This window comes from Halalkalibacter sp. HAAS-P014, assembly GCF_056619965.1.
In genome coordinates, this window is sequence record NZ_JBWQTV010000007.1 from 1 (window position 1) to 21,104 (window position 21,104).

23 protein-coding genes, 1 tRNA gene and 1 pseudogene are annotated in these 21,104 nt (G+C 37.6%); 6 read left to right on the plus strand and 19 right to left on the minus strand.

The genetic code is table 11. The features are described from left to right. Positions 1 to 551: 551 nt before the first annotated feature. The 3 genes from AC1FXZ_RS06795 to AC1FXZ_RS06805 form a co-directional block, all read right to left on the minus strand. On the minus strand, positions 552 to 695 hold the full coding sequence (locus tag AC1FXZ_RS06795; RefSeq protein ID WP_480051960.1) for a sporulation histidine kinase inhibitor Sda: 144 nt from the start codon (positions 693 to 695) through the stop codon (positions 552 to 554). Positions 696 to 994: 299 nt separating this feature from the next. After that, positions 995 to 1,070: transfer RNA gene (locus AC1FXZ_RS06800), tRNA-Ala, on the minus strand. Positions 1,071 to 1,126: 56 nt separating this feature from the next. After that, the gene (locus AC1FXZ_RS06805) at positions 1,127 to 1,282 is read right to left on the minus strand and encodes a hypothetical protein (RefSeq protein WP_480051961.1); all 156 of its coding nucleotides are present in this window, start codon (positions 1,280 to 1,282) and stop codon (positions 1,127 to 1,129) included. Between the two features lie 106 nt (positions 1,283 to 1,388). On the opposite strand from AC1FXZ_RS06805, the gene AC1FXZ_RS06810 reads away from it, so the two are divergent. Continuing rightward, positions 1,389 to 2,399 carry a potassium channel family protein gene (locus AC1FXZ_RS06810; protein WP_480051962.1) on the plus strand — a complete coding sequence of 337 codons (1,011 nt, stop codon included), beginning with the start codon at positions 1,389 to 1,391 and terminating at the stop codon, positions 2,397 to 2,399. Here AC1FXZ_RS06810 and AC1FXZ_RS06815 read toward each other — a convergent pair. The 4 genes and pseudogenes from AC1FXZ_RS06815 to AC1FXZ_RS06830 form a co-directional block, all read right to left on the minus strand. Continuing rightward, positions 2,383 to 2,805, minus strand: a complete 423-nt coding sequence (locus AC1FXZ_RS06815) for a YugN-like family protein (RefSeq protein WP_480051963.1) — start codon at positions 2,803 to 2,805, stop codon at positions 2,383 to 2,385. The genes AC1FXZ_RS06810 and AC1FXZ_RS06815 overlap by 17 nt on opposite strands. A gap of 146 nt (positions 2,806 to 2,951) precedes the next feature. Beyond that, positions 2,952 to 4,301, minus strand: coding sequence for a glucose-6-phosphate isomerase (locus tag AC1FXZ_RS06820; RefSeq protein ID WP_480051964.1), 1,350 nt, complete (start codon positions 4,299 to 4,301; stop codon positions 2,952 to 2,954). 99 nt (positions 4,302 to 4,400) lie between these two features. After that, positions 4,401 to 4,532 (minus strand): hypothetical protein, encoded by a 132-nt coding sequence (locus AC1FXZ_RS06825; RefSeq protein ID WP_480051965.1) that lies wholly within the window; start codon positions 4,530 to 4,532, stop codon positions 4,401 to 4,403. A 98-nt stretch (positions 4,533 to 4,630) separates the two neighbouring features. Then, positions 4,631 to 4,744: pseudogene (locus AC1FXZ_RS06830) on the minus strand (hypothetical protein); the annotation flags it as partial. Between the two features lie 203 nt (positions 4,745 to 4,947). Between AC1FXZ_RS06830 and AC1FXZ_RS06835 the strand changes: the two are divergent. Then, positions 4,948 to 5,175, plus strand: coding sequence for a DUF378 domain-containing protein (locus AC1FXZ_RS06835; RefSeq protein ID WP_034626543.1), 228 nt, complete (start codon positions 4,948 to 4,950; stop codon positions 5,173 to 5,175). 452 nt (positions 5,176 to 5,627) lie between these two features. Here the strand turns inward: AC1FXZ_RS06835 and yugI are convergent, their stop codons facing one another. The 5 genes from yugI to AC1FXZ_RS06860 all read right to left on the minus strand — a co-directional run bounded on the left by yugI (position 5,628) and on the right by AC1FXZ_RS06860 (position 10,120). After that, positions 5,628 to 6,050, minus strand: coding sequence for a S1 domain-containing post-transcriptional regulator GSP13 (yugI, locus tag AC1FXZ_RS06840; RefSeq protein ID WP_480051966.1), 423 nt, complete (start codon positions 6,048 to 6,050; stop codon positions 5,628 to 5,630). A gap of 142 nt (positions 6,051 to 6,192) precedes the next feature. Further along, positions 6,193 to 7,326 (minus strand): DEAD/DEAH box helicase, encoded by a 1,134-nt coding sequence (locus tag AC1FXZ_RS06845; protein WP_480051967.1) that lies wholly within the window; start codon positions 7,324 to 7,326, stop codon positions 6,193 to 6,195. Between the two features lie 21 nt (positions 7,327 to 7,347). Next, complete coding sequence (gene thiM, locus AC1FXZ_RS06850; protein ID WP_480051968.1) at positions 7,348 to 8,157, minus strand: hydroxyethylthiazole kinase; 810 nt, start codon at positions 8,155 to 8,157, stop codon at positions 7,348 to 7,350. A 296-nt stretch (positions 8,158 to 8,453) separates the two neighbouring features. After that, positions 8,454 to 9,626, minus strand: coding sequence for an aminotransferase (locus AC1FXZ_RS06855; protein ID WP_480051969.1), 1,173 nt, complete (start codon positions 9,624 to 9,626; stop codon positions 8,454 to 8,456). Next, positions 9,626 to 10,120 carry an Lrp/AsnC family transcriptional regulator gene (locus tag AC1FXZ_RS06860; protein ID WP_480051970.1) on the minus strand — a complete coding sequence of 165 codons (495 nt, stop codon included), beginning with the start codon at positions 10,118 to 10,120 and terminating at the stop codon, positions 9,626 to 9,628. Before AC1FXZ_RS06860 ends, AC1FXZ_RS06855 begins: the two co-directional genes overlap by 1 nt. 147 nt (positions 10,121 to 10,267) lie before the next feature. Between AC1FXZ_RS06860 and AC1FXZ_RS06865 the strand changes: the two genes are divergently transcribed. Further along, a complete protein-coding gene (locus AC1FXZ_RS06865) occupies positions 10,268 to 10,825 on the plus strand; it encodes a cysteine hydrolase family protein (protein WP_480051971.1) in 558 nt (185 codons plus the stop codon). Positions 10,826 to 10,872: 47 nt separating this feature from the next. On the opposite strand, the gene AC1FXZ_RS06870 is transcribed toward AC1FXZ_RS06865, so the two are convergent. Next, complete coding sequence (locus AC1FXZ_RS06870; RefSeq protein ID WP_480051972.1) at positions 10,873 to 11,283, minus strand: hypothetical protein; 411 nt, start codon at positions 11,281 to 11,283, stop codon at positions 10,873 to 10,875. A gap of 156 nt (positions 11,284 to 11,439) precedes the next feature. Here AC1FXZ_RS06870 and AC1FXZ_RS06875 point away from each other — a divergent pair, with 156 nt between their 5' ends. Together AC1FXZ_RS06875 and AC1FXZ_RS06880 are read left to right on the plus strand one after the other, a co-directional pair. Further along, on the plus strand, positions 11,440 to 12,270 hold the full coding sequence (locus tag AC1FXZ_RS06875; RefSeq protein WP_480051973.1) for a YihY/virulence factor BrkB family protein: 831 nt from the start codon (positions 11,440 to 11,442) through the stop codon (positions 12,268 to 12,270). A gap of 124 nt (positions 12,271 to 12,394) precedes the next feature. After that, positions 12,395 to 12,667 (plus strand): HU family DNA-binding protein, encoded by a 273-nt coding sequence (locus AC1FXZ_RS06880; protein ID WP_480051974.1) that lies wholly within the window; start codon positions 12,395 to 12,397, stop codon positions 12,665 to 12,667. A gap of 275 nt (positions 12,668 to 12,942) precedes the next feature. Here AC1FXZ_RS06880 and AC1FXZ_RS06885 read toward each other — a convergent pair whose 3' ends face one another. Next, the gene (locus AC1FXZ_RS06885) at positions 12,943 to 13,377 is read right to left on the minus strand and encodes an RDD family protein (RefSeq protein ID WP_480051975.1); all 435 of its coding nucleotides are present in this window, start codon (positions 13,375 to 13,377) and stop codon (positions 12,943 to 12,945) included. A gap of 165 nt (positions 13,378 to 13,542) precedes the next feature. Between AC1FXZ_RS06885 and AC1FXZ_RS06890 the strand changes: the two genes are divergently transcribed. Beyond that, positions 13,543 to 14,145, plus strand: coding sequence for a biotin transporter BioY (locus tag AC1FXZ_RS06890; protein WP_480051976.1), 603 nt, complete (start codon positions 13,543 to 13,545; stop codon positions 14,143 to 14,145). 173 nt (positions 14,146 to 14,318) lie between these two features. Here the strand turns inward: AC1FXZ_RS06890 and AC1FXZ_RS06895 are convergent, their stop codons facing one another. The 5 genes from AC1FXZ_RS06895 to AC1FXZ_RS06915 all read right to left on the minus strand — a co-directional run bounded on the left by AC1FXZ_RS06895 (position 14,319) and on the right by AC1FXZ_RS06915 (position 20,955). Further along, positions 14,319 to 15,638 carry a Na+/H+ antiporter family protein gene (locus AC1FXZ_RS06895; RefSeq protein ID WP_480051977.1) on the minus strand — a complete coding sequence of 440 codons (1,320 nt, stop codon included), beginning with the start codon at positions 15,636 to 15,638 and terminating at the stop codon, positions 14,319 to 14,321. 536 nt (positions 15,639 to 16,174) lie between these two features. Beyond that, entirely contained in the window at positions 16,175 to 17,248 is a 1,074-nt protein-coding gene (dctP, locus tag AC1FXZ_RS06900) for a TRAP transporter substrate-binding protein DctP (RefSeq protein WP_480051978.1), read from the minus strand. 45 nt (positions 17,249 to 17,293) lie between these two features. Beyond that, positions 17,294 to 18,562, minus strand: a complete 1,269-nt coding sequence (locus tag AC1FXZ_RS06905) for a TRAP transporter large permease (RefSeq protein ID WP_480051979.1) — start codon at positions 18,560 to 18,562, stop codon at positions 17,294 to 17,296. Positions 18,563 to 18,622: 60 nt separating this feature from the next. After that, complete coding sequence (locus AC1FXZ_RS06910) at positions 18,623 to 19,138, minus strand: TRAP transporter small permease (protein ID WP_480051980.1); 516 nt, start codon at positions 19,136 to 19,138, stop codon at positions 18,623 to 18,625. 326 nt (positions 19,139 to 19,464) lie between these two features. Further along, positions 19,465 to 20,955, minus strand: coding sequence for a leucyl aminopeptidase (locus AC1FXZ_RS06915; protein ID WP_480051981.1), 1,491 nt, complete (start codon positions 20,953 to 20,955; stop codon positions 19,465 to 19,467). Between the last annotated feature and the right edge of the window lie 149 nt (positions 20,956 to 21,104).

Here is a 21,104-nt window from a genome sequence, read left to right on the forward strand (position 1 = left end):
TCACCAGAGGGTGAGGTGGTTGGCAATCTTCCATTTATGATTTATTTCTTAACCCTTAGAGAGAAAATAATGTAAAAAGAGAAACCCCACTAAAAAAAGTGGGGTTTCTCGACAATCTGAGTTTCTCCTCATAAGGAGAAACTTTTTAATTACCATTTTAATAACAAAGCTATATTTAATACAACAAGATTCATATTGTTTTGATACTATCCTCATCCGTTAGAACTTCTAATTCACAAAGGTGCTAATTAGAAATTTAAAACATTAAAAGCCAATACCCCAATTAAAAAACAAATACAAAGCGTGGCACTTATCATCGTCTTCATCCCATCACTCATTGTTCTACCTCCAAATCACGGTCAATGTTTTGTAGTAGCCATTATGACCAATTACTAGATTCGCTATACTAGAACATGAAATTTTCAAATTATACTTTTCATATAATAGGGACTCACATTATGACTATAGCCAAACAACAAAACAAAAAACCATTTGATTTATATGAACCAAATGGTTTTTGTTATATAACCTTTGTATTATCGATTCAAGGGTTATTCGTTATATTTTGTTTTAATTGCTGATAAATTCCTTTTATTTAGCTCTTGTTCTAATATATTAATAAAGTCTTTCTCTAATTCTAACTTTAATGCCTTCTCATATGCCTTTATTAATAAATGGTCATTTAGTTGATGCATCTCTATCAAAGCTCCTTATTAATATAGTTCAATCTATATATTCACTTTTTCTACTTTTTTTAAACTTCACTACCCTTAATCCAAACAGCAAATAAAATCGAGCATTTCATAACAAAGAATCAACCAACTCTTTCTTTTCATACAAAGAAGAGTGAGTACCCAAAAAGTCTTTATTTGACATTTTAGTACTCACTCTTCCAGAACTTGTTATAGACTTCATCTTAAAAGGGGTAAAAAATTATAAAACTCCAAAATAAAAACGTATTCTCTCAATAGAAAATACGCTAGCTCGAATAAATTGGTGGAGCATAGCGGGCTCGAACCGCTGACCTCTACACTGCCAGTGTAGCGCTCTCCCAGCTGAGCTAATGCCCCAAACATCTTTTCTTTATTATAAAGTGTTTCACATTAACTGACAAGCTCTAATCTTGTCAGAAAATCAAGTCTAATAACCACCAAAAAACTCCGGCTACAATAGCAATCACGAACGAACTTATTACACTTTCTAGCGTAAATTTCTTGTGTTTCACAAAGTCAAAGATAAGCCAACCACAAAAGATTGAGAAGGCAAAAATAATTGTAGACATACTCTTTTCTCCTAATATCATTTCTTCTTTAATCATAGCAATACTCGGATGTTTCAGCAAGTAATTGGCTATACTGGATACTACATTTGATCTAGGAGTGGAGAAAATGCAATTTTGGCTATATATGCGTACATTACTTGGGCACGTCCCACTTATTGTCAAACTTTTATTAGCCGTTGTAGGATCAGGAATAGCCGCAGGGGTTACAGTCCATTTACTAGAACCGGAAAAATTCCCAACTCTTTTTGATGGGGTCTGGTGGGCGTTCATTACTGTTTCTACTGTTGGCTACGGTGACTTTGTTCCATCCTCAACGGTTACACGAGTAATAGCAATCGTTCTAATATTTGCCGGGGTAGGGTTCATGACTTTACTCGTTACATCATTTGCTGGCGCTGCAGTTTCGATCAATCAATCAACAAAGGAAGGAGCAATTCCCTATATTGGAGAAGGACATGTCGTAATCATTGGTTGGAATGAGAGAAGCCGGCAAGCAATTGAGAATCTTCAACAAGTTAAGCCTCAAACGAAAATTGTTTTAATTGATGAGAGTTTAGATGAGTTTCCAAATTCATATCGCAATACTCATTTCGTTAAAGGAAACAGCAGTGAAGATACCGTTTTAAAACAAGCGAATATCGCACTGGCAAGTTCTGTTTTAATTACTGCAAAACACCAAGGGAATGAATTCAGTGCAGATGCGAAATCCATTCTTACTACACTTGCTGTAAAAGCGCAAAATGAGCATGTTAACACGATTGTTGAAATACTCACAAAGGAACAACTTCCAAATGCTAAACGAGCAGGCGCAGACCAGATCGTTCAATCAACAACTTTAACCGGCGCTATTTTAACAAATAGTCTCATTCATTATCAAACAAATGAATTTATCCAATTACTGCTTGGATGTGAGAAAAAACCATTACTAACCATCCAATCGGTTGAAGAATGGTTAGTCGGTCGACAATTCAGCGAAGGGGTAATAAAGTTTTCCAACCAAGATGGGATACTTCTAGGAGTAAAAAGAAGTGGAGAAATCATCCTTGCCCCACACTCTTCTTTTCAATTTGAAGAACATGATGAATGTATTTTGCTAAAGACTAATACAAAAGGGTAAGTTCAAGTTCTTCAATCAGGCTTTTGGCTGTTGGCATATATTTTTCTTGAACAGTAGAATCTTTATCTACAGGCTCTTGGAATTGATTAATGGAACCATTATATGCCATTCGAAACAAACCATTAAAAACATCTGGATTGTCATCAAGGCCTTCTTGATATTTATGATTCAACAAAAAAGGTGTTCCTATTTGAACTGATACTCCTCGTTGATCAAGTTCACCGTCAATAGCTTTAAATGGAATGCGTAAAAATGTATAACCATCTTGGTCATCGATTTTATAATCTAAATAACCATGGTCATAGTCCCAACCACCACCTATATCATAGCCAAGTGGTTTTAATTTATCTTCTAATTCTTTTAATTTCATTTCTTTTCCTTCAACAGTTGACTGAAGAGCGATCATCTATCTCATCCTTTCAAAAGGCGTACTTTCTCTTACGAATAGTTTGACCACACCAGTTGATTTTTATGTAGATGAAAAGTTTTACCCTTGCAACGTAAGAAGCTGCCTTTAGACAATACCCAAGGCAGCTTCTTTGTTTATTTTTACTATTTTAATCTAGCTTCAAGCTCTGCTTTTTCTTTTTCAAATCCTGGTTTTCCTAGTAATGCAAACATGTTCTTCTTATAGGCTTCAACACCTTCTTGGTCAAATGGATTTACACCAAGTAAATATCCACTAATTCCAACTGCTTTTTCAAAGAAATAAACAAGGTATCCGAAGTAATACTCATTTAACTCTGGAACATTGACAATTAGGTTTGGTACTCCACCATCAGTATGGGCGAGCATTGTACCTTGAAAAGCTTTCTTATTCACAAAGTCCATCGACTTTCCTGCAAGATAATTGAGACCATCTAAATCACTCTTAGCTTCTTCAATTATAATTTCTTCACGAACGTTTTCTACATTAATAACCGTCTCAAATAAGTCACGACGCCCATCTTGAACGTATTGTCCCATTGAATGCAGATCAGTAGAAAAGTCGACAGAGGCTGGGAAAATCCCTTTGCCATCTTTACCTTCTGATTCACCGAATAATTGCTTCCACCATTCTGAAACAAAATGAAGAGATGGTTCATAGTTGACCATGAGCTCAATTGTTTTCCCTTTATTATAGAGGGCATTACGAACAACCGCATATTGGTAAGATTCATTTTCAGCTAGGTTAGGATTGTTGAAATCTTCACTTGCCGCTTCTGCACCTTCCATCATTTGACTAATATCAAGTCCACTTACGGCAATTGGCAATAGTCCTACAGCTGTTAATACAGAGAATCGCCCACCTACGTCATCTGGCACTACAAATGTTTCATATCCTTCATCTGTCGCAAGTGTTTTAAGAGCTCCTTTCGCACGATCCGTGGTTGCATAAATACGTTTACGCGCTTCTTCTACGCCATATTTTGTTTCTAAATAATCACGGAAAATACGGAAGGCAATGGCCGGTTCAGTTGTTGTACCTGACTTTGAAATCACATTAACAGATACATCTTTCCCTTCAATTAAAGCAAGTAAATCTTTTACGTACGTTGAGCTAATGTTTTGTCCAACAAAAAAGACTTGAGGCGTTTTGCGTTCTTCTTTAGCAAGCGTATTATAGAATGTATGATTAAGTGCTTCAATCGCAGCACGAGCTCCTAAATACGAACCACCAATTCCGATTACAAGCAACACATCTGAATCATTTTTTATTTTTTCGGCTGCTGCTTGAATGCGTGAAAATTCTTCACGATCATAATTTTTCGGAAGGTCTATCCATCCTAAGAAATCATTACCTGCACCAGTTCCATTATGTAAAGCTTCATGCGCTGCTTTCACTGCATCCTGCATATAGTCAATTTCATGTTGATTAAAAAATGTTAGAGCTTTAGAATAATCAAAGCTTACTTTTTCCATATTCATTCTCCTTACTATGTGGAATTTCTATTTCACTTTAACTAAAGGGTTGCTAATAATCAAGCAATGTCACAAAGAAGACGATAAACTTGAGCACTTCTATAGGGATGCTTGCAAAATTTCTTTTACATCCACTTCTGCTAATGACTTGAAATTGCCAAATTCACCACGACAAGAAGCAAGTCTTGCCATTTTATTAATTTGACTACTATCGATATCATAATCAGCCAACCGATTTGGAGTCCTAGCGAAGTCCAAAAAGCCGAAAGTTTTTCGATCGCTTCTAACGCAATGTCTTTTTCCGAACCGCTACGTTTGATACTTCCTCATCCGTAAACAAGAAGAATTTTATTTCCATGCTCCTTTACTTCTTTCGCTATAACTTCGTTTTGTCCTTTACCAAAAATCAATTTCGTTGGATTCTGAAACTTAAATGGATTCACTCCTATCGCTTCCTTTTCATCTCTATTATTGCTCAATCCCTGCAATTGTAAACGATTGGTACTTTGGTTTCATGCATAAATGAAATACTATTTCCGCATTATAAGGGGTGAAACACAACATTATGGCGTTGTGTCGGACACTCAACAAAGTGTCAAAAGGCATTTATTTGCAATGCCAATAACCATTACTGGAGGTGAATAATGTGAGCGGTATTCAACGTACAGCATTAGTTCTAGCGATTATTGGTGCAATCAACTGGGGACTTATCGGTTTCTTCCGTTTTGACCTTGTTGCAGCCATTTTCGGTGGTCAAGCAGCAGCTTTCTCACGTGTTATCTATGCCCTAGTTGGTTTGGCAGGTCTATATTGTATTTCGATTCTTTTCAAACCAGATGAGGAGCTTGAACGCGTTCCTGAAACACAGCGATAATAGATCAGGGTCTGACTTAATCAGTCAGACCCTTTTCAGTTACAGTACAAAAAGTCGGTTTTACTTTTTGTACTGTAACTGAAGCAATGAGCGAAGCCGTCGTCATGTTTTAAGCCTTTTGAGTGATCTTCTCAAACGGCGCACGACGCGCGAAGCCATTGCAATCTTTTGTCTTTAATCATTTTGTTTCAGGTGGCTCAATTAGTAACCAAAGGAAGTACTATACGAATCGTCGTAGCATTTAGCCGTTTGAGCGACTTTCTCAATCAGCGCACGACTTGCGAAGCCATTGCAACCATTCAATTTTGCTGTTATGTATTATTGGCTTTGATACTTAAGTACAATTTTTCCCAACACAATGCTTGTCTATTGTCAATCTTATTATTGTTTATAAATAATTATGTTACAAAATAAAAGAAAACACTCTTACGAAAGAGTGTTTTCTTTTATTATTACTTCTTAGCGCGTTTGTTTAAGTCTGCTTGAATTTCGTTAGATTGCTTTAACCATTCTTTAAGCTTATCTTCTAACGTGTTAAACCCTTGTTGTTGCTGCTTTTGTGGTTGTGGTTTACGGCCACCACCAGCATTTCCTTGAGGACGAGGCTTCGCTGGACGTGCAGGACGCTCAGGAGCTTCTTGAGTAGCACGGATAGAAAGTGAGATTTTTCCAGACTCCTCTTCTACATTCATGATTTTCACTTTCACTTCGTCTCCTACTTTAAGAACATCATTAATATCCTTAACGAAACCGTGTGCTACTTCTGAAATATGAACAAGTCCTTGCTTTTTTTCATCTAGAGCTACAAATGCACCAAATGGCTTGATACCAGTAACTTTTCCTTCAACAATATTGCCTACTTCATAATTTGACATATACATACATCTCCTAAATAATTTTTAACCTTTTAATTTTAACACAATTAACCCATTTAAGCAAAATCGTTTTAATTTCGCTAACTTACAAAATATGGGACCACTAGAAATACGCTAGGGTTTTATAACCCTAGCATTAAACCTATTTTTCCATTAACTTCCCTCTTGAAAGATATTTTTCCTTTAACTCAATATTCAATTCACGCTTATATTTCTCTAATTTATACTCATTATTCGGGTCAATGATTGAAATAACGACGCCTGCTTTTCCCATCCTTCCCGTTCGGCCAGCGCGGTGCAAATAACTATCAGGACTAGTTGATGCGTCAAGCTGAATAATATGTGTTACGTCTTCTACGTCAAGCCCACGAGCTGCAACATCAGTTGCGACTAAAATATGAGTATCTCCTTTTCGAAATGAGTTTAACGCATGTTCACGTTCTTGCTTTCCTTGATCAGATGACAAGGCTTTTGTTTTAATCCCTTTATAAGAAAATTTCTCAACTACCTCTGCAACCCTTTCCAGTTGGTTGACAAAAACGATCCCTTTCTCTACTTTCTCAGCATGAATTAATTTGCGAACGGTATCAACCTTCTCTCTTGGCTCAACAAGAATAAAAAGGTGATCAACGTTTTCGTTGTTTAATAACCCACCTTCAGCTTCTACCTCCACTACGAACGGAGCAACATTACTCACCGATTCAGCAAATCCGTGTGGGATCGTTGCAGAAACAAATAAAAATTGAGTCTGTCTTCCTGCTCGTTTGGCAATTTCGATCGTCGACTCCCATGAAGGTCGCTCAGCCATCATTCGATCAGCTTCATCAACTGCAACAACCTTAACCTCATGCAACTTCAACTTTTTCATCTCAATTAATTCAAGTAATCTTCCTGGTGTACCGATCGCTAGCTGAGGCTTTTGTTTTTTTAATTTTTCCACTTGACGCTTAATATTTGCACCACCAATAAAAGCACCAATTTCGATTGGTTCAGATGTCGTTAGACTTTTTGCTACGTCAACTACTTGCATAGCAAGTTCTTGCGTTGGCGCTAAAATAACTACTTGAAGACCTTTTTTATCCTTTTCAACTTTCGCCAAAGCAGGCAGTAAATAAGCCAGTGTCTTTCCTGTTCCTGTTTGAGACCTTGCAATTAAACTCTGACCTGACAATGCTTCTGGTATCATTTTCGCTTGAATATCAGTCGGATCTGTCACACCTTGCTTAGTTAAGGCCTCCACTAAAAAGTTTGGCATATCAGAAAATACATTACTCATCCTTTTCCCTCTTTCTATTCATTACGCTTCTAAGCGTCGTAATTGTTCAACTTGTTCATCTGTTAGTTGCTGGAGCTCATTTAGAAATGCTTGTTGAAACGAACCAATACCTTCTTCGTTTGTTTGACTATATGCCCGTTCGCCAGCGATACCAAAATATGTTACGGCCTCTTTGGCTGCTTCAAGTGGATTTTGTTTTCCAGTAGCTATAAATGCACCAATAACAGCTCCTAGAAGGCAGCCTGTCCCAACAACTTTCGTAAGCCATGGGTGACCATTGTAAACTTTATGAGAACGTACCCCATCCGTTATTACGTCAACTTCACCTGTAACAACACATATGGTTTGAAATTGTTTTGCAGCTTTTCTCGCTAGTTCGACCGGGTCGCCATTAACAGAACCGTCTACTCCTTTAACATTTGCTTCTTCACCAACGAGCGATGCTATTTCACCAGCATTGCCTCGCAATACTGTTAGATCAACTTCTTGTAATATTCTCATACTACTTTCTGTTCGAAACGCAGTTGCACCAGCACCCACTGGATCAAAAATCACTGGTACTCCAGCTTTATTGGACGCTTGCCCAGCTAAAATCATATTGTCAACTTGCTCATTCGAGAGCGTTCCGATATTTAAAAGCAAAGCTCCTGCAATACTTGCTAATTCAGCTACTTCTTCTCTTGCATATGCCATCACTGGCGATGCACCTAGTGCCAGCAATCCATTTGCAGTAAAATTCGTCACAACGACATTTGTCATACAGTGCACTAAAGGATTTTCTTCTCGGATCTTCCTTATCAGCATGTTACTACCTACCTTCTTTTTGTCCACAATCTAATGAATCTATGAGAAAATGTTACCTTTTTTTCCTCACAAAAACAAACATTACATTTTTCTGACGATTATGTATATATTCCATAACTGTTGCCTATAATGGTTATTACAATCGTATTCCCCCTACGAATGAAGAGGTTGTCTCCAAAATAAAGAATCTGACCCGTGCACTCATTATCGCATGCGCTGCCTAAACGTATACGATAAACTCGAGCTGAACATGGATCAGACCTTTTAGAGACAACCTCATTTTTTTATTAATTCAATTTAGAGTCATACCTTCACATTTACCATTATTGCCTTTTTAGAAATCTTCCAATTCTTTCAATTGATTGTTCAAGATTCTCCATCGACGTTGCATAAGAACAACGAATGTGCCCTTCTCCACCTTTTCCAAACACATGACCAGGAACAACTGCAACCCGTTCTTCTAATAACAGTTTCTCTGCAAACTCCTCAGATGTTAGCCCCGTCTTTTCAATCGAAGGAAATGCGTAAAAGGCTCCTCCCGGTGTATGGCATTCCAAACCAATCTCTTCAAAAGATTTAACGAAATAATTACGTCGTTGTCGATAGGATTGTTTCATACGTTCAATGTCATCCATGCCACTCTTTAATGCTTCTAATGCTCCGTATTGAGCCATCGTAGGTGCACACATCAAGCTATACTGGTGGAGTTTCAGCATTGCCGCAAGAATATCTGGTGGGGCTAATACGAAACCTAACCTCCAGCCAGTCATCGCAAATGCTTTTGAAAACCCTGAAATCAAAATCGTTCTCTCTTTCATATTTGGAAGAGAAGCAAAACTAACGTGGTCTTCATCATAGCTTAATTCAGCATAAATCTCATCAGAGAATACAAGCAAGTCATGCTGTTCAGCAAGTGAGGCAATTTCCAACATTTCCTGCCTGTTCATCGTTGCTCCTGTTGGATTATTCGGAAAACAGAGCATAATCGCTTTAGTTCGGTCCGTGATAGCTGCTTTAATTTGCTTAGCTGATACTTTAAAATTATCTTGATTAGTTGTCCCTATCGATACAGGTACACCACCTGCCATTTGAACAAGAGGTACGTACGAGACAAAACTTGGCTCGACAACAATAACTTCATCACCTTCATCAAGAATAGCACGCATTCCAATATCAATCGCTTCACTCGCACCAACGGTAACGAGCACCTCGTCTTCCGGATCGTATTGAACAGAGAACCTTTTACTCATATAAGTAGAAATCTCTCTTCTAAGTTCAATAATCCCAGCATTTGCTGAATACGCTGTAAACCCCCTCTCCAATGAAGAAATACTTGCTTCACGAACATTCCACGGCGTAACGAAGTCAGGCTCCCCTACACCAAGGGATATAATATTATCCATTTTAGATGCTAAATCAAAAAATCGTCGGATACCAGACGGTTTGATCGTCTGAACTCTTTGGGATAATCTCGTATTTGTTTTAGTATAAGCCATTATGGAGTCACCACTATTCGATGGTCTTCGTCTCCTTGCTCAAACACAACCCCATCATGTTTATATTTCTTCAATTGGAAATGAGTAGTCGTAGAAATAACCGTATCAATTGTTGATAATCTTTCTGAAACAAAACGCGCTGTTTCCGACATTGTTTTCCCTTCAATAACGACAGATAAATCATAAGCTCCTGACATTAAGTATAGTGCCTTCACTTCCGGAAAACGATAAATACGTTCAGCTACCTCATCAAACCCAACTCCACGCTGTGGCGTAACTTTCACATCAATAACAGCAGTTACTCCCTCTTGCTTTTCTATTTTACTCCAGTCTATGACTGCAGAATAACTCAGTATCACCTTGTCCTCTTCTAACTTTTTCAAAATACTTTCTACTTCTTGTTCTGAAGCATCGACCATTTTAGCTAGTGTTGGGATCGCCACACGGCCATTTCCTTCAATGATACGTAATATTTCAATTGCTTTATCTTCCATCTCTATATCTCCTTTACGTATGTAGCGTATGTTATCTTTTCTTTTGGTTTATCATAACATACCGAGCAACTGTAACGAACCTTCTTTTTTCTTATTATTCGATCATTTATTATTGTGGTTTTTCTTATTTTCCTGGGAGGAGTTTGGATGACATCACATACACAACGTTATGCATTACTTATTATCGATATGATCAACGACTTGGAATTTTCAAGTGGATATGAATTGCTTCCACATGCCTATCAAGCCGCCAAAAACATAAAGAATGTAAAGCAATTCTTAAAAAAGCAAGAGTTCCCTGTTATTTACGTCAATGATAACTACGGCAAGTGGCAATCCGACTTTCGACACCTTGTTTCTCATTGCCTTGAAGAAGATGTACGTGGGAAGCCAATTGCTGAAATTATGAAGCCTGATGATGATGATTACTTTATTTTAAAACCTAAGTACTCTGGTTTTTTTGCTACACCATTAGACCTATTGCTCGCCCACTTAAAAATAAATACTTTAATTATAACTGGGGTAGCCGGAAATATGTGTGTACAATTCACAGCCAATGATGCTTACATGCGAGATTACAAGCTCTTGATTCCATCTGACTGCGTTGCCTCTAATACGATTGACAAAAATGAGCATGCTCTTTTATACATGAAGGAAGTGTTGAAAGCAGATATTTCGCCTTCTTCTGCTATTATAAAAAAATAAGGACCCTCTAAATCGTCGTTTATTAAGAGGGTCACCTACTACAATATTTATTTTTGACCGGTATCTAGAATTTCGATGTTATGAGCTTTTGCAAAGTCCAGTAACTTTTCTGTTAATCCGTCCGGAGAAAAACGTTGCAACTTGATTCTCATTCTTCTTTTTAGGTTAACTAAGACAATTGTTCTTTCCCTTAAATGAATGACAGTCAACTTTTCGATTTCTTCTGCTTGTATAGTTCTTTTTGAAACAACAAGATACCCGAATATCCGAACAACATAAATCAACTGGTCATCTAATACTTCAACATGATAACTCATTGTCATCGCTGCGAAAAAAACAAAGGAAATACCGTACGCTAAATATGTTGCTAAAGTCGTTTCAAGAGCATAGGCATACGTAATCGTTAAAATAAATAATAATATCCATAAAAATTTGGGTTCGTTAGCTTGATAAACCAAAATCACCACTCCCTTTCTTGTCCAAAATCTTTTATACACACGTTACGATTTTGTAAAAATCGTAAATTTCATCAATTCCATTATACACGAGTTTCAATGCGCTAAAAGAGTGGGTATGATTTAGATAACAACAGAAAGGAACAAAAGGAGAAACCAATGAAAAAACTTTCTTTCATGAATTTGTTTATTCACAAATTAAAAACGGATCCAATACCAGACTGGTCAGCGACTCTTGCTTATTATTTTATGCTTTCCATCTTCCCACTGCTCATTTTCTTGTTAGCATTAATCCCTTATTTTAAATTTGACATTGATACAATTTATGCATTTATTAATGATTATGTACCTGAAGACATAGCAGATCTTTTTACTACAACTATTTTAGAAGTTATCAGTGAGCCTCAAGGTGGACTTATTTCGTTCGGGGTGCTCGCAACAATTTGGTCGGCTTCGAACGGGGTTAATGCATTAATAAGAGCAGTGAATCGTGCTTATGGCATTGAAGAAACAAGAAATTTTGTAAAGCTACGCCTACTTTCCATCGTTCTTACTTTTGGGATGATCGTTGTTATCATTGCCACATTGCTCTTACCGGTATTTGGGAATGTTATTATTACAGCCTTGGAAACATACTTCTTCCTCCCTCATGAGACAGCAACGATCTTAAATTCCTTACGCTGGATTATTGGAATCGGACTAATGACCGTGGTTCTTATGCTTTTGTATTCTTTAGCACCTAATGTTAAATTACAATGGAAGCAGGTAATCATCGGAGCCGTTACAGCTACGGTTGGTTGGCAAGTCATATCAGCACTATTTTCAACCTACGTAAGTAATTTTGGTAATTTCACTGCAACTTATGGCAGTCTAGGTGGGGTCATCATTCTAATGCTTTGGTTTTTTCTAACCGGTGTCATCCTAGTCATCGGAGGGGAAATTAATGCAACGCTTTATTTGCAAAGTAAGAAAACACCAAAAAATCTGTGACAAACCCTTTTATAGCAAGAGATTTACCATTTTATTTTCATGAAAAATGTATAAATTATTTCATTTTGGACATGATGGTATCAGAATGCACGGTGAATTTAACTGAACGAGGAGATGACAGTAAATGAATAAAACTGAACTAGTACAAGCTGTAGCTGAACGTACACAACTATCGAAGAAAGATGCAGGGAACGCTGTAAATGCAGTTTTTGATTTAATTGAGGAATCACTGTCAAAAGGGGAAACGGTCCAACTCATCGGCTTCGGAAACTTTGAAGTCCGCGAAAGAGCGGCGAGAAAAGGTCGTAACCCTCAAACAGGTGAAGAAATTGATATTGCCGCAACAAAAACACCAGCATTCAAAGCAGGAAAACAACTAAAAGAATCAGTAAAATAAAAGACTCCAATCAAAAAGGTGGGTTTCCTTTTTGATTGGAGTCGATGCAATGGGCGCAGCCGTTGCCCTCTTTTTCGCAATCTGAATGCTCTTCTCAGATTGCACGCAACGTGCGTAGCCATTGCTTTTTTTAATCAATCAAAAAGGTGGGTTTCCTTTTTGATTGGAGTCGATGCAATGGGCGCAGCCGTTGCCCTCTTTTTCGCAATCTGAATGCTTTTCTCAGATTGCACGCAACGTGCGTAGCCATTGCTTTTTTTTAAAGATCTAATTCATTACGATTCTTGATATGGATTAATTTCTTCTGGTTTTTGATAAGTAACATACGTATTTGCAATAAAGTCATGGATGCTTCTTTTATCTTGACGGAAGGCAACCATAAACGCACTTACAATGAAGGCTATTAGTAAAGTGATCGCATATACAAAACCAGCAACAACCACACGGAGTAGCATCGTTCCAAATCCTACGTCACTTCCATCTATTTTTACAATTCGAATTCCTAATAGCCTTTTCCCTACAGTGTACCCATACCATAAAACTGGAAGCAGCAACGAATATAGTAAATTAGCAACCCCATCTAATACTTCTCTTCCACCTGAACCTAACCCAAATATACCCGCAAGAATGAAAATTGTTCCAGAAATAACTAATACATCAAGAATATTCGCTGCAAATCGAATCCAAAAACCAGCAGGACGCTCAACCATTCATAAAACCTCCTTTTGCTACAATAAAAACCCACCTTATTATAGCTCTTTTCTTAATCTAATGTACACTAAGACCCCATATGTCAACTTACAACAAATAAATGTTGACAATAATCTGATTTCTTATTATTCTATTGTTAACTAATTTTAAAACGAGGTGAACATATGGGTGAATCTACTCGAAAATTCCGAACTGTAGACCTGGTTCTAGTCGCTATGTTTGCTGCTTTAATGGCTATTGGAGCTAACTTAACTTCTTTTCTCGTCATAGGTTCCGTACCGATTACGCTGCAAACTTTATTTGCTATTTTAGCAGGAGCCCTTCTCGGCAGCCGTCTCGGCTCATTAGCTATGACTGTCTATTTGCTCATTGGACTAGTTGGGTTCCCTGTCTTTGCTCAATTTTCAGGAGGGCTTCGAACATTTGTAAGTCCAACATTCGGCTTCTTACTCTCCTATATTCTTGTAGCATTCGTGACAGGTTTAATCATAGAGAAAAGCCGCAAAAAAAGTGTACCAATCTTTATGATTGCATGTTTTATTGGTCTTATCATTAATTATGTAGTTGGAACTCATTATATGTATTTTGCTTTCCAATTTATTGCTAATTTAGAGGCAGTTAGTTACCAAGTTGTTTGGGCTTGGATGGCAGCTCCTGCAGTTAAAGATATTATTTTAACTTTCTTTGCCGCCATATTATCTTCACGTATCTATAGTACAGTAAATAAAAGACGTGGACGAGGCTCTACACCTAATCAAGTCGCATAAGATAAAATACTTCGCACTTACAAGAATGCTAACTGCCCTTAGAACGCTTCACAGAAAAAAACTAGAGTAACTCAGTTAAGTTACTCTAGTTTTTGTGCGATTAAAACTGCAACGGCTTCGCTCCTTGCTACGAGTTTAACCCAAAAGGGAAAACCACCCTTTTGGGTTAAACTCTATAGTACCATAGCAGCTAGCCAGCCGAAGATGAAGAGGGGGATATTAAAGTGTATAAATGTTGGTACACACGTGTCCCAAATATGGTTATGTTGTCCGTCTGCATTTAAACCGGCTGATGGCCCGAGTGTACTGTCTGATGCCGGCGCACCTGCATCACCTAATGCCCCTGCTGTTCCAATTAATGCAATGATCGCATACGGCGAAAAACCTGCTGCAAGTCCAAGAGGGACAAATAAAGTTGCAATAATTGGAATAGTTGCAAAGGATGATCCAATACCCATCGTAATAAATAAACCAATGACAAGCATTAATAAAGCCGCTCCAGCTTGACTTTCTCCTACAATATTTGATGCTTGTATGACTAGTAAGTCAACATGTCCTGTTTCACGAATGACAGCGGCAAACCCTGAAGCTGAAAGCATAACAAAGGAAATAAACGCCATCATTTTCATTCCTTCTGTTACAACTTCATCTGCTTCTTTAAATTTTAATGAGCCACTAATAAGTAAAACTACAAGTCCAGCTAAAGCTGCAATAATCATCGATTCAGAAAGACGTTGCACGACAAGTGTAGCAACGATCGATAGTGTTGCTGCTACAACCGACCATCTAGTATACTCTAGCTTTTTCTCAGCAGCTCCTACGATATCACGATTTTCATAATTTCTATGTTTTCTATACGTGAGTAAAACAGCTACTAGTAGCCCAATAGTAAGTCCTAATGTTGGTAATGCCATTGCCTTTGGAATATCTGCTAATTCAATAGCGAGCCCATTTTCAGACATATTGTCAGCAACAATGCCATGGAAGATCGCACCGAAGCCATATGGTAAGAAAATATATGGTGCCGTTAACCCAAATGTTAAGATCGTCGCAATCGCACGACGGTCTACTCCTAATTCATTTAATATCTTCAAAATTGGAGGAATCAAAATAGGAATAAAAGCAATGTGAATTGGAACGACATTTTGAGAGAAACAAGCAACTACGGCTAGTAAAAAGAAAATAAGTGCTTTTGACAAAGCTTTCTTTCTTGAATCTTCATTACGTCCAACTACTTTTATGACCCAATTCACCATTACATCCGGCAATCCTGTACGAGCAATTGCAACAGCAAAGGCACCTAAAAGCGCATAACTAAGCGCTACCGTGGCACTACCACCTAAACCATCGCTAAATACAGCGACCGTCTGCTCAAAACCTAAACCACCTAAAAGTCCACCAACTAACGCACCAATCGCTAATGCTAACACTACATGAACACGAACTAAGCTTAAAATTAACATGACAAGTACTGCTACTAATACTGCATTCATTTTTCAACACCTAAATCCTTTAGTTTATTAAATCATTAATATATGAAAGCACTCAATAAAACTATCATTATAGCAATATATTTGTCAATGGTTTTCTTTACCTTAATAAAGGGTTGAAGTAAAATGAAATCTTTATCTTTTCATTGTAGAGTAAAGGAGTGCGCCGAAGATTTAAACTTGATCTTCAGCACACTCCCAAAACAATGTAGCGAACGGATCCATCGGACTCTATTAGAAGCTTCTAAACAGCCCTATTAACAATTATCAAAAACTTCATCCATACATTTTCTTCATCCATTCAACAATCCCTATATTTTCTTCACTTCAAAGCTGCTCAACATTATGGTGACAAATAATAAGTAAATGACCCAATAGAAGATTGTGTAAACACCAAAGCAAAGCGCAAACAATAATAAGTCGATACAAGCCAGCATCGCAACACTCATTAAATCAATAAATGGCAAATGTTCTGAAATTAACCATTTTTCCCACAAAAAAAGTACCAAGGCTCTACCTTGGTACTTTTTCATTAGCTTTTATTCGTGTGAAGCAATTTCTTCTTCGAGAAGCTCTAATATTTTGCGGCCTTCATCGCCAACAACCTCATCACGGAAGTAATCACGAACAGGTATTGCTAACTCACGGAACGCTTCACGCTCTTCCTCTGTTAACTCGATTACTTCTGTTGGGTTCTCAGTATCATTTTTAATTAACTCTAGGAATTCTTCGTTCATTTGAGCTTGCATTTCAAACACTCTTGGTTGCATTTCATCCACTGTTTCATCAATCAGTGCACGGATATCTTCGGATAAGCCATAATAAAAGTCAGGATTCACAGTCGTCATCGCTACATAAGTGTTATGGTTAGAAATTGTCATATGGTCTTGAACTTCATGGAACGCAGCGTCTTCAATAAAGAAGATTGGATTCTCTTGTCCATCTACCACTCCATTTTGAAGATTTACATATAATTCAGCCCAGTCCATAGGAGTAGGGTTTGCACCATATGCTTCATAAGATTTTAGAATTAAAGAAGATTCTTGTGTACGCATACGGAAGTTGGTAAAATCCTCTGGTGTTCTTAATTCTTGGTTTCCTGTCCATTGCATTGCTCCTTCTGTGAAGAAAGCTAACGGCTTAATATTTTGTTCTTCATACAATTCAGCTAAATGAACGTTTATTGCCTCACTCGTATTTAGAATTTCTTGAGTTACTTCTTGATCATCAGGGAAAAGGAATTGTAAGTCAAATACTTGACCTTCTTTAACCATTCCACCCGTAAATCCTGGTGAAATAATTGCAAACTCAGCCATTCCTTGTTGCAATTGTTCTACTTGATTAACAGCATCTCCCAATTGTCCATATTCAAATACATCAATATTGATTTGACCGTCTGATTTTTCATGAAGTAACTCAGCAAATTCTGCTGCATATTCATACTGCACTTGTCCCTGCATTTCTTCTGTATAGAAAACCCAGTTGTATTCTTCTCCACCCTCGTCTACGGTACCACTATCAGTTCCTGCCTCTTCACTACCACATGCAGCTAGCGCCATTGTTAACGCTCCAGTCAAAGCTAAAAATTTCCAATTTCTCTTTTTAAAAAACATCAAATACCCCCTGTAATAGTAGTTCTATTTCAAGAAACATCTCAACTAAAGTAAAAACAGTGAGATTTCCTCAAATAGTATAATTAGTACTGACGCTATTAGTAACATCACGATGTATGGTGGCGTACCTTTAATTACATCTAAATAAGATTTATTAAAGACCGCGCTCGCAGTAAATATATCAACCCCAAATGGTGGAGTCGCCGAACCAAGAGCTGCTTGAAATGTAATGACAATTCCTAAATGGATTGGATCTACACCTGCTTGCATCGCAGCAGGGTAAAAGATTGGTGTTAAAATTAATATGACAACAATTGGATCTACAAACATACAACCAATAAAAAAGAAAATAGCGACAATTAACAATACTTGTAAAGCTGTTGGGTCAGCCCCTAACACTGTTTCCGTCAACATTTGAGGGATCCTCGCATACGAAATTAACCACGAGAATGCTTGGCCAGCAGAAACTAATATAAATACTGCTGATGTTACAAGCCCTGTTGAAAGAGCAATCTTAGGAACTTCTGTTAGTTTAATAGATCGGAATACAAACAGTTCAAGGATTAGTGCATATAACACGGAAATACCTGCAGCCTCTGTTGGACTAAAGATTCCGAAGTAAATCCCACCAACTATAATTACTGGAAAGCCAAGAGGAAATAATGCTCTTGTTGTTGATTTATAACGCTCTTTCCAACTCTGTTTCTCTACTTTAGGAATTTTAAAGATTCTTGCATGAATATAGCTATAAGTCGCAAACATTAAAAATACTAATAGTCCAGGTCCAATTCCTGCAATAAACAAATCGCCAAGCGACACTCTTGGAGCTGCTAGGGCATAAATAATCATCCCGATACTCGGTGGAATTAACAACGCAAGATCGCTAGCATTGATAATTAAAGCAATTGCACTTGAATCTTTATACCCAACGGATAATAGTCTCTTCCTCATTGGAGTCCCAATTGCTACAACAGTCGCTTGTGTAGAACCTGAAATAGAACCAAAGAGCGTACATGCAGCTGCAGTGGTAATTGCATACCCTCCTCGAAGATGACCAACAAAAGAACCAACGAAATCTAGTAGCCGTTTCGATGTTTTTCCTGTCGACATAATATCTGCCGCAAAGATAAACAGCGGAACCGCTAGTAGAGAATAAGATGAAATACCTTCCATCATTTGCTGCACTATAAACATCGGATCAACGTTTGGCATAAAGAAGATCACTACAACTATTGATGCAGCCAGCATTGGAATCATCATTGGAAATCCTAGTAAAAGCAGAACGATCATTACCGTTATCATAGTTGCTATCATTCTCAGATTCCTCGCAGTCTTTTTTAGTTAAAGGTTAAGTCCCCTTCTCAAAACATATTGTTAAGAGTAATCCTTTTTCTCTTGAGCCAAATAAATTTCTTTTTCTTTAATATTCACCCACATATTTCGTAAAAATTGAATTCCACCTAAAACTAGTCCAATTGGAACAAAAATAGCAAGTACATATGCTGGTATCTGCAGAGCAGTCGTAACCCGTCCAGAATCCACAAGTGACATAAAATAACTATAGCCAAATATAGAAAGTGTAAAGAGGACAAAAGCCGTTAAAGCCGGAATAATAATTGAAAGTGCTTTCCTGATAGGAAAAGGCGCTAAATCGTAAAAGGCTGACATGCTAATATGTCTACCTTTTCTGGCAGCATAGCTGATTCCCATAAATGTTGCGACAGTTACTGCAAATAAACTTACTTCCTGTGAAAAAGCCCAACTAGAACCTGTAATTGCACGGCTTAATACATTTCCGACAATCATAACTGCTATCACAATAATTGAATAGCTTAAAATCTGTTCTTCAATTTTCACGAGCCATCTGTCTAAAGTTCGCAATACTTTCAATGAGTGCTCTCACTCCTTTTTCACAGAATAATCTAACTAAACAAAATATACAAACAAGTCAGTACTTCTATCTTAGTGGAAGTCAGTTTCCATCTCAAATGTGATTTGCTGTCTCGTTCGTAGCTGAGTTTCCAAATAACGGCGTTATTTGTGCTAAGATTTGGAAATTTGGCCTAATGCTCGACACAGCTCTATATTTGTCTACATTTCTATTCAAACTTCCAGAAAAAAAGAACCTGAAACTTTCCAAACCTTGTAACAATCGTAATTATTATTACGTCGTTACTAAAAGGTTTGAAATACGTAGTCAGGTTCTCTTCCATTCTTTATTTTTTTTCCTTATTAATTGCCACTTTCGCAAGCGTACGTGCCATCGCCCCTGTCCCACCTGCTGGTCCAAGCTTGCTTTCTTTCGATTGCCAAGCTGTTCCTGCGATATCTAAATGAACCCATGGTGTATCTTCTGCAAATTCACCGATAAAAAGGCCTGCTGTAATACTGCCTGCTAAACGGCCAGGTGCGTTATTTAAATCAGCTACATCACTTGATTTCAGCATTTTCTTATATGGTGCATAAGTAGGAAAACGCCAGATCCACTCATCTGTTTCTACTGAGGCTTCCAGCACATCCCCCATTAATTTTTCATGATTTGTGACTGCACCAGTAGTGCAATCGCCCAATGCAACTAAAACCGCTCCAGTTAAAGTAGCTACATCTATCAAAGAGGTTGCTCCAAGCTGCTTTGCATACGTCATTCCATCTGCTAAGATCAAACGCCCTTCTGCATCTGTGTTACGTACTTCAATCGTCTTACCAGCCATAGAACGAATAACATCACCTGGCTTGAGTGCTGAACCGTTTAACAGATTTTCAGAAGATGGTATGATCGCTATCACATTGACATTAGGCTTTATTGTACCGATAATATCCATAGCTCCTAGTACAGCAGCTGCTCCTCCCATATCGCCTTTCATCTCGTGCATATTTTCACGGGGTTTAATCGATATTCCACCTGAATCAAAAGTCAAACCTTTTCCGACAAAGCCAAGAATTTCATTCGATTTCGCATTTCCAATATATTTCAATACAATCATTTTCGGTGGCTGATCACTTCCTGCAGCTACAGCTAACAATGCTCCCATTCCTAGCTTTTCCATATCTTCGCGCTCAAGCACTTCGAATTCAAATTGATATTTATTTGCTAGCTTTCCTGCTTCTTCAGCTAAAATCGTTGGCGTCATCATATTCCCAGGTGTATTGACTAATCTCCGTGAAAGGTTTGTCCCTTCACCATATGTATAACCTACTTCTACTGCTTCTAGTAATTTTTCAGGCTCTTCACCATATAAGGTAACTTCCTCTATTTTCACTGCTACTTCATTAGTCTTTTCTTTATAATCCAAAACGGTATAGGTTCCAAGTGCAAGAGCCTCCCCTATTAAAGTAGCAACATCATTAACACCAATGTTATCTGTTGCAAAACTTTCAGTGATAAATGCGATTTGGGTCATTTTCTCTTTTTCAAAAATTCGAGCTACACGAGCTAACTCTTCTCGGATTGTTTCAGTTGTTGCCTCTTCCTTCTTACCAAGCCCCACCACATATATACTTTCTGATTTGAGTTTCTCCAATGTATGGATGAGAGAACCGTTGCCAATAGAGGCGGCTTTTTTTGTTTTTTTAAGTTTTAAAATTTGGTCGTTTAAAATCTTGTTCATTTGTGCTACTTTCGGATGAAGGGCCTCTCCTTCAAATACTCCTACGACTAACACATCATGTTCATTCTCCACTATAAATTCAGACACCACTTTAAACATTTAGTTATCACTCCTTTATGATCATTCACTCCATTATACAAAAGGCTTTAGGAAAGGTAAAAATTAAGTATTTATTAAAGTGGCAAGGCTTTTTGTCGACACCTGATTTCTATCAATAAAATTGTGGCACTTGATGAACACTAACAAAA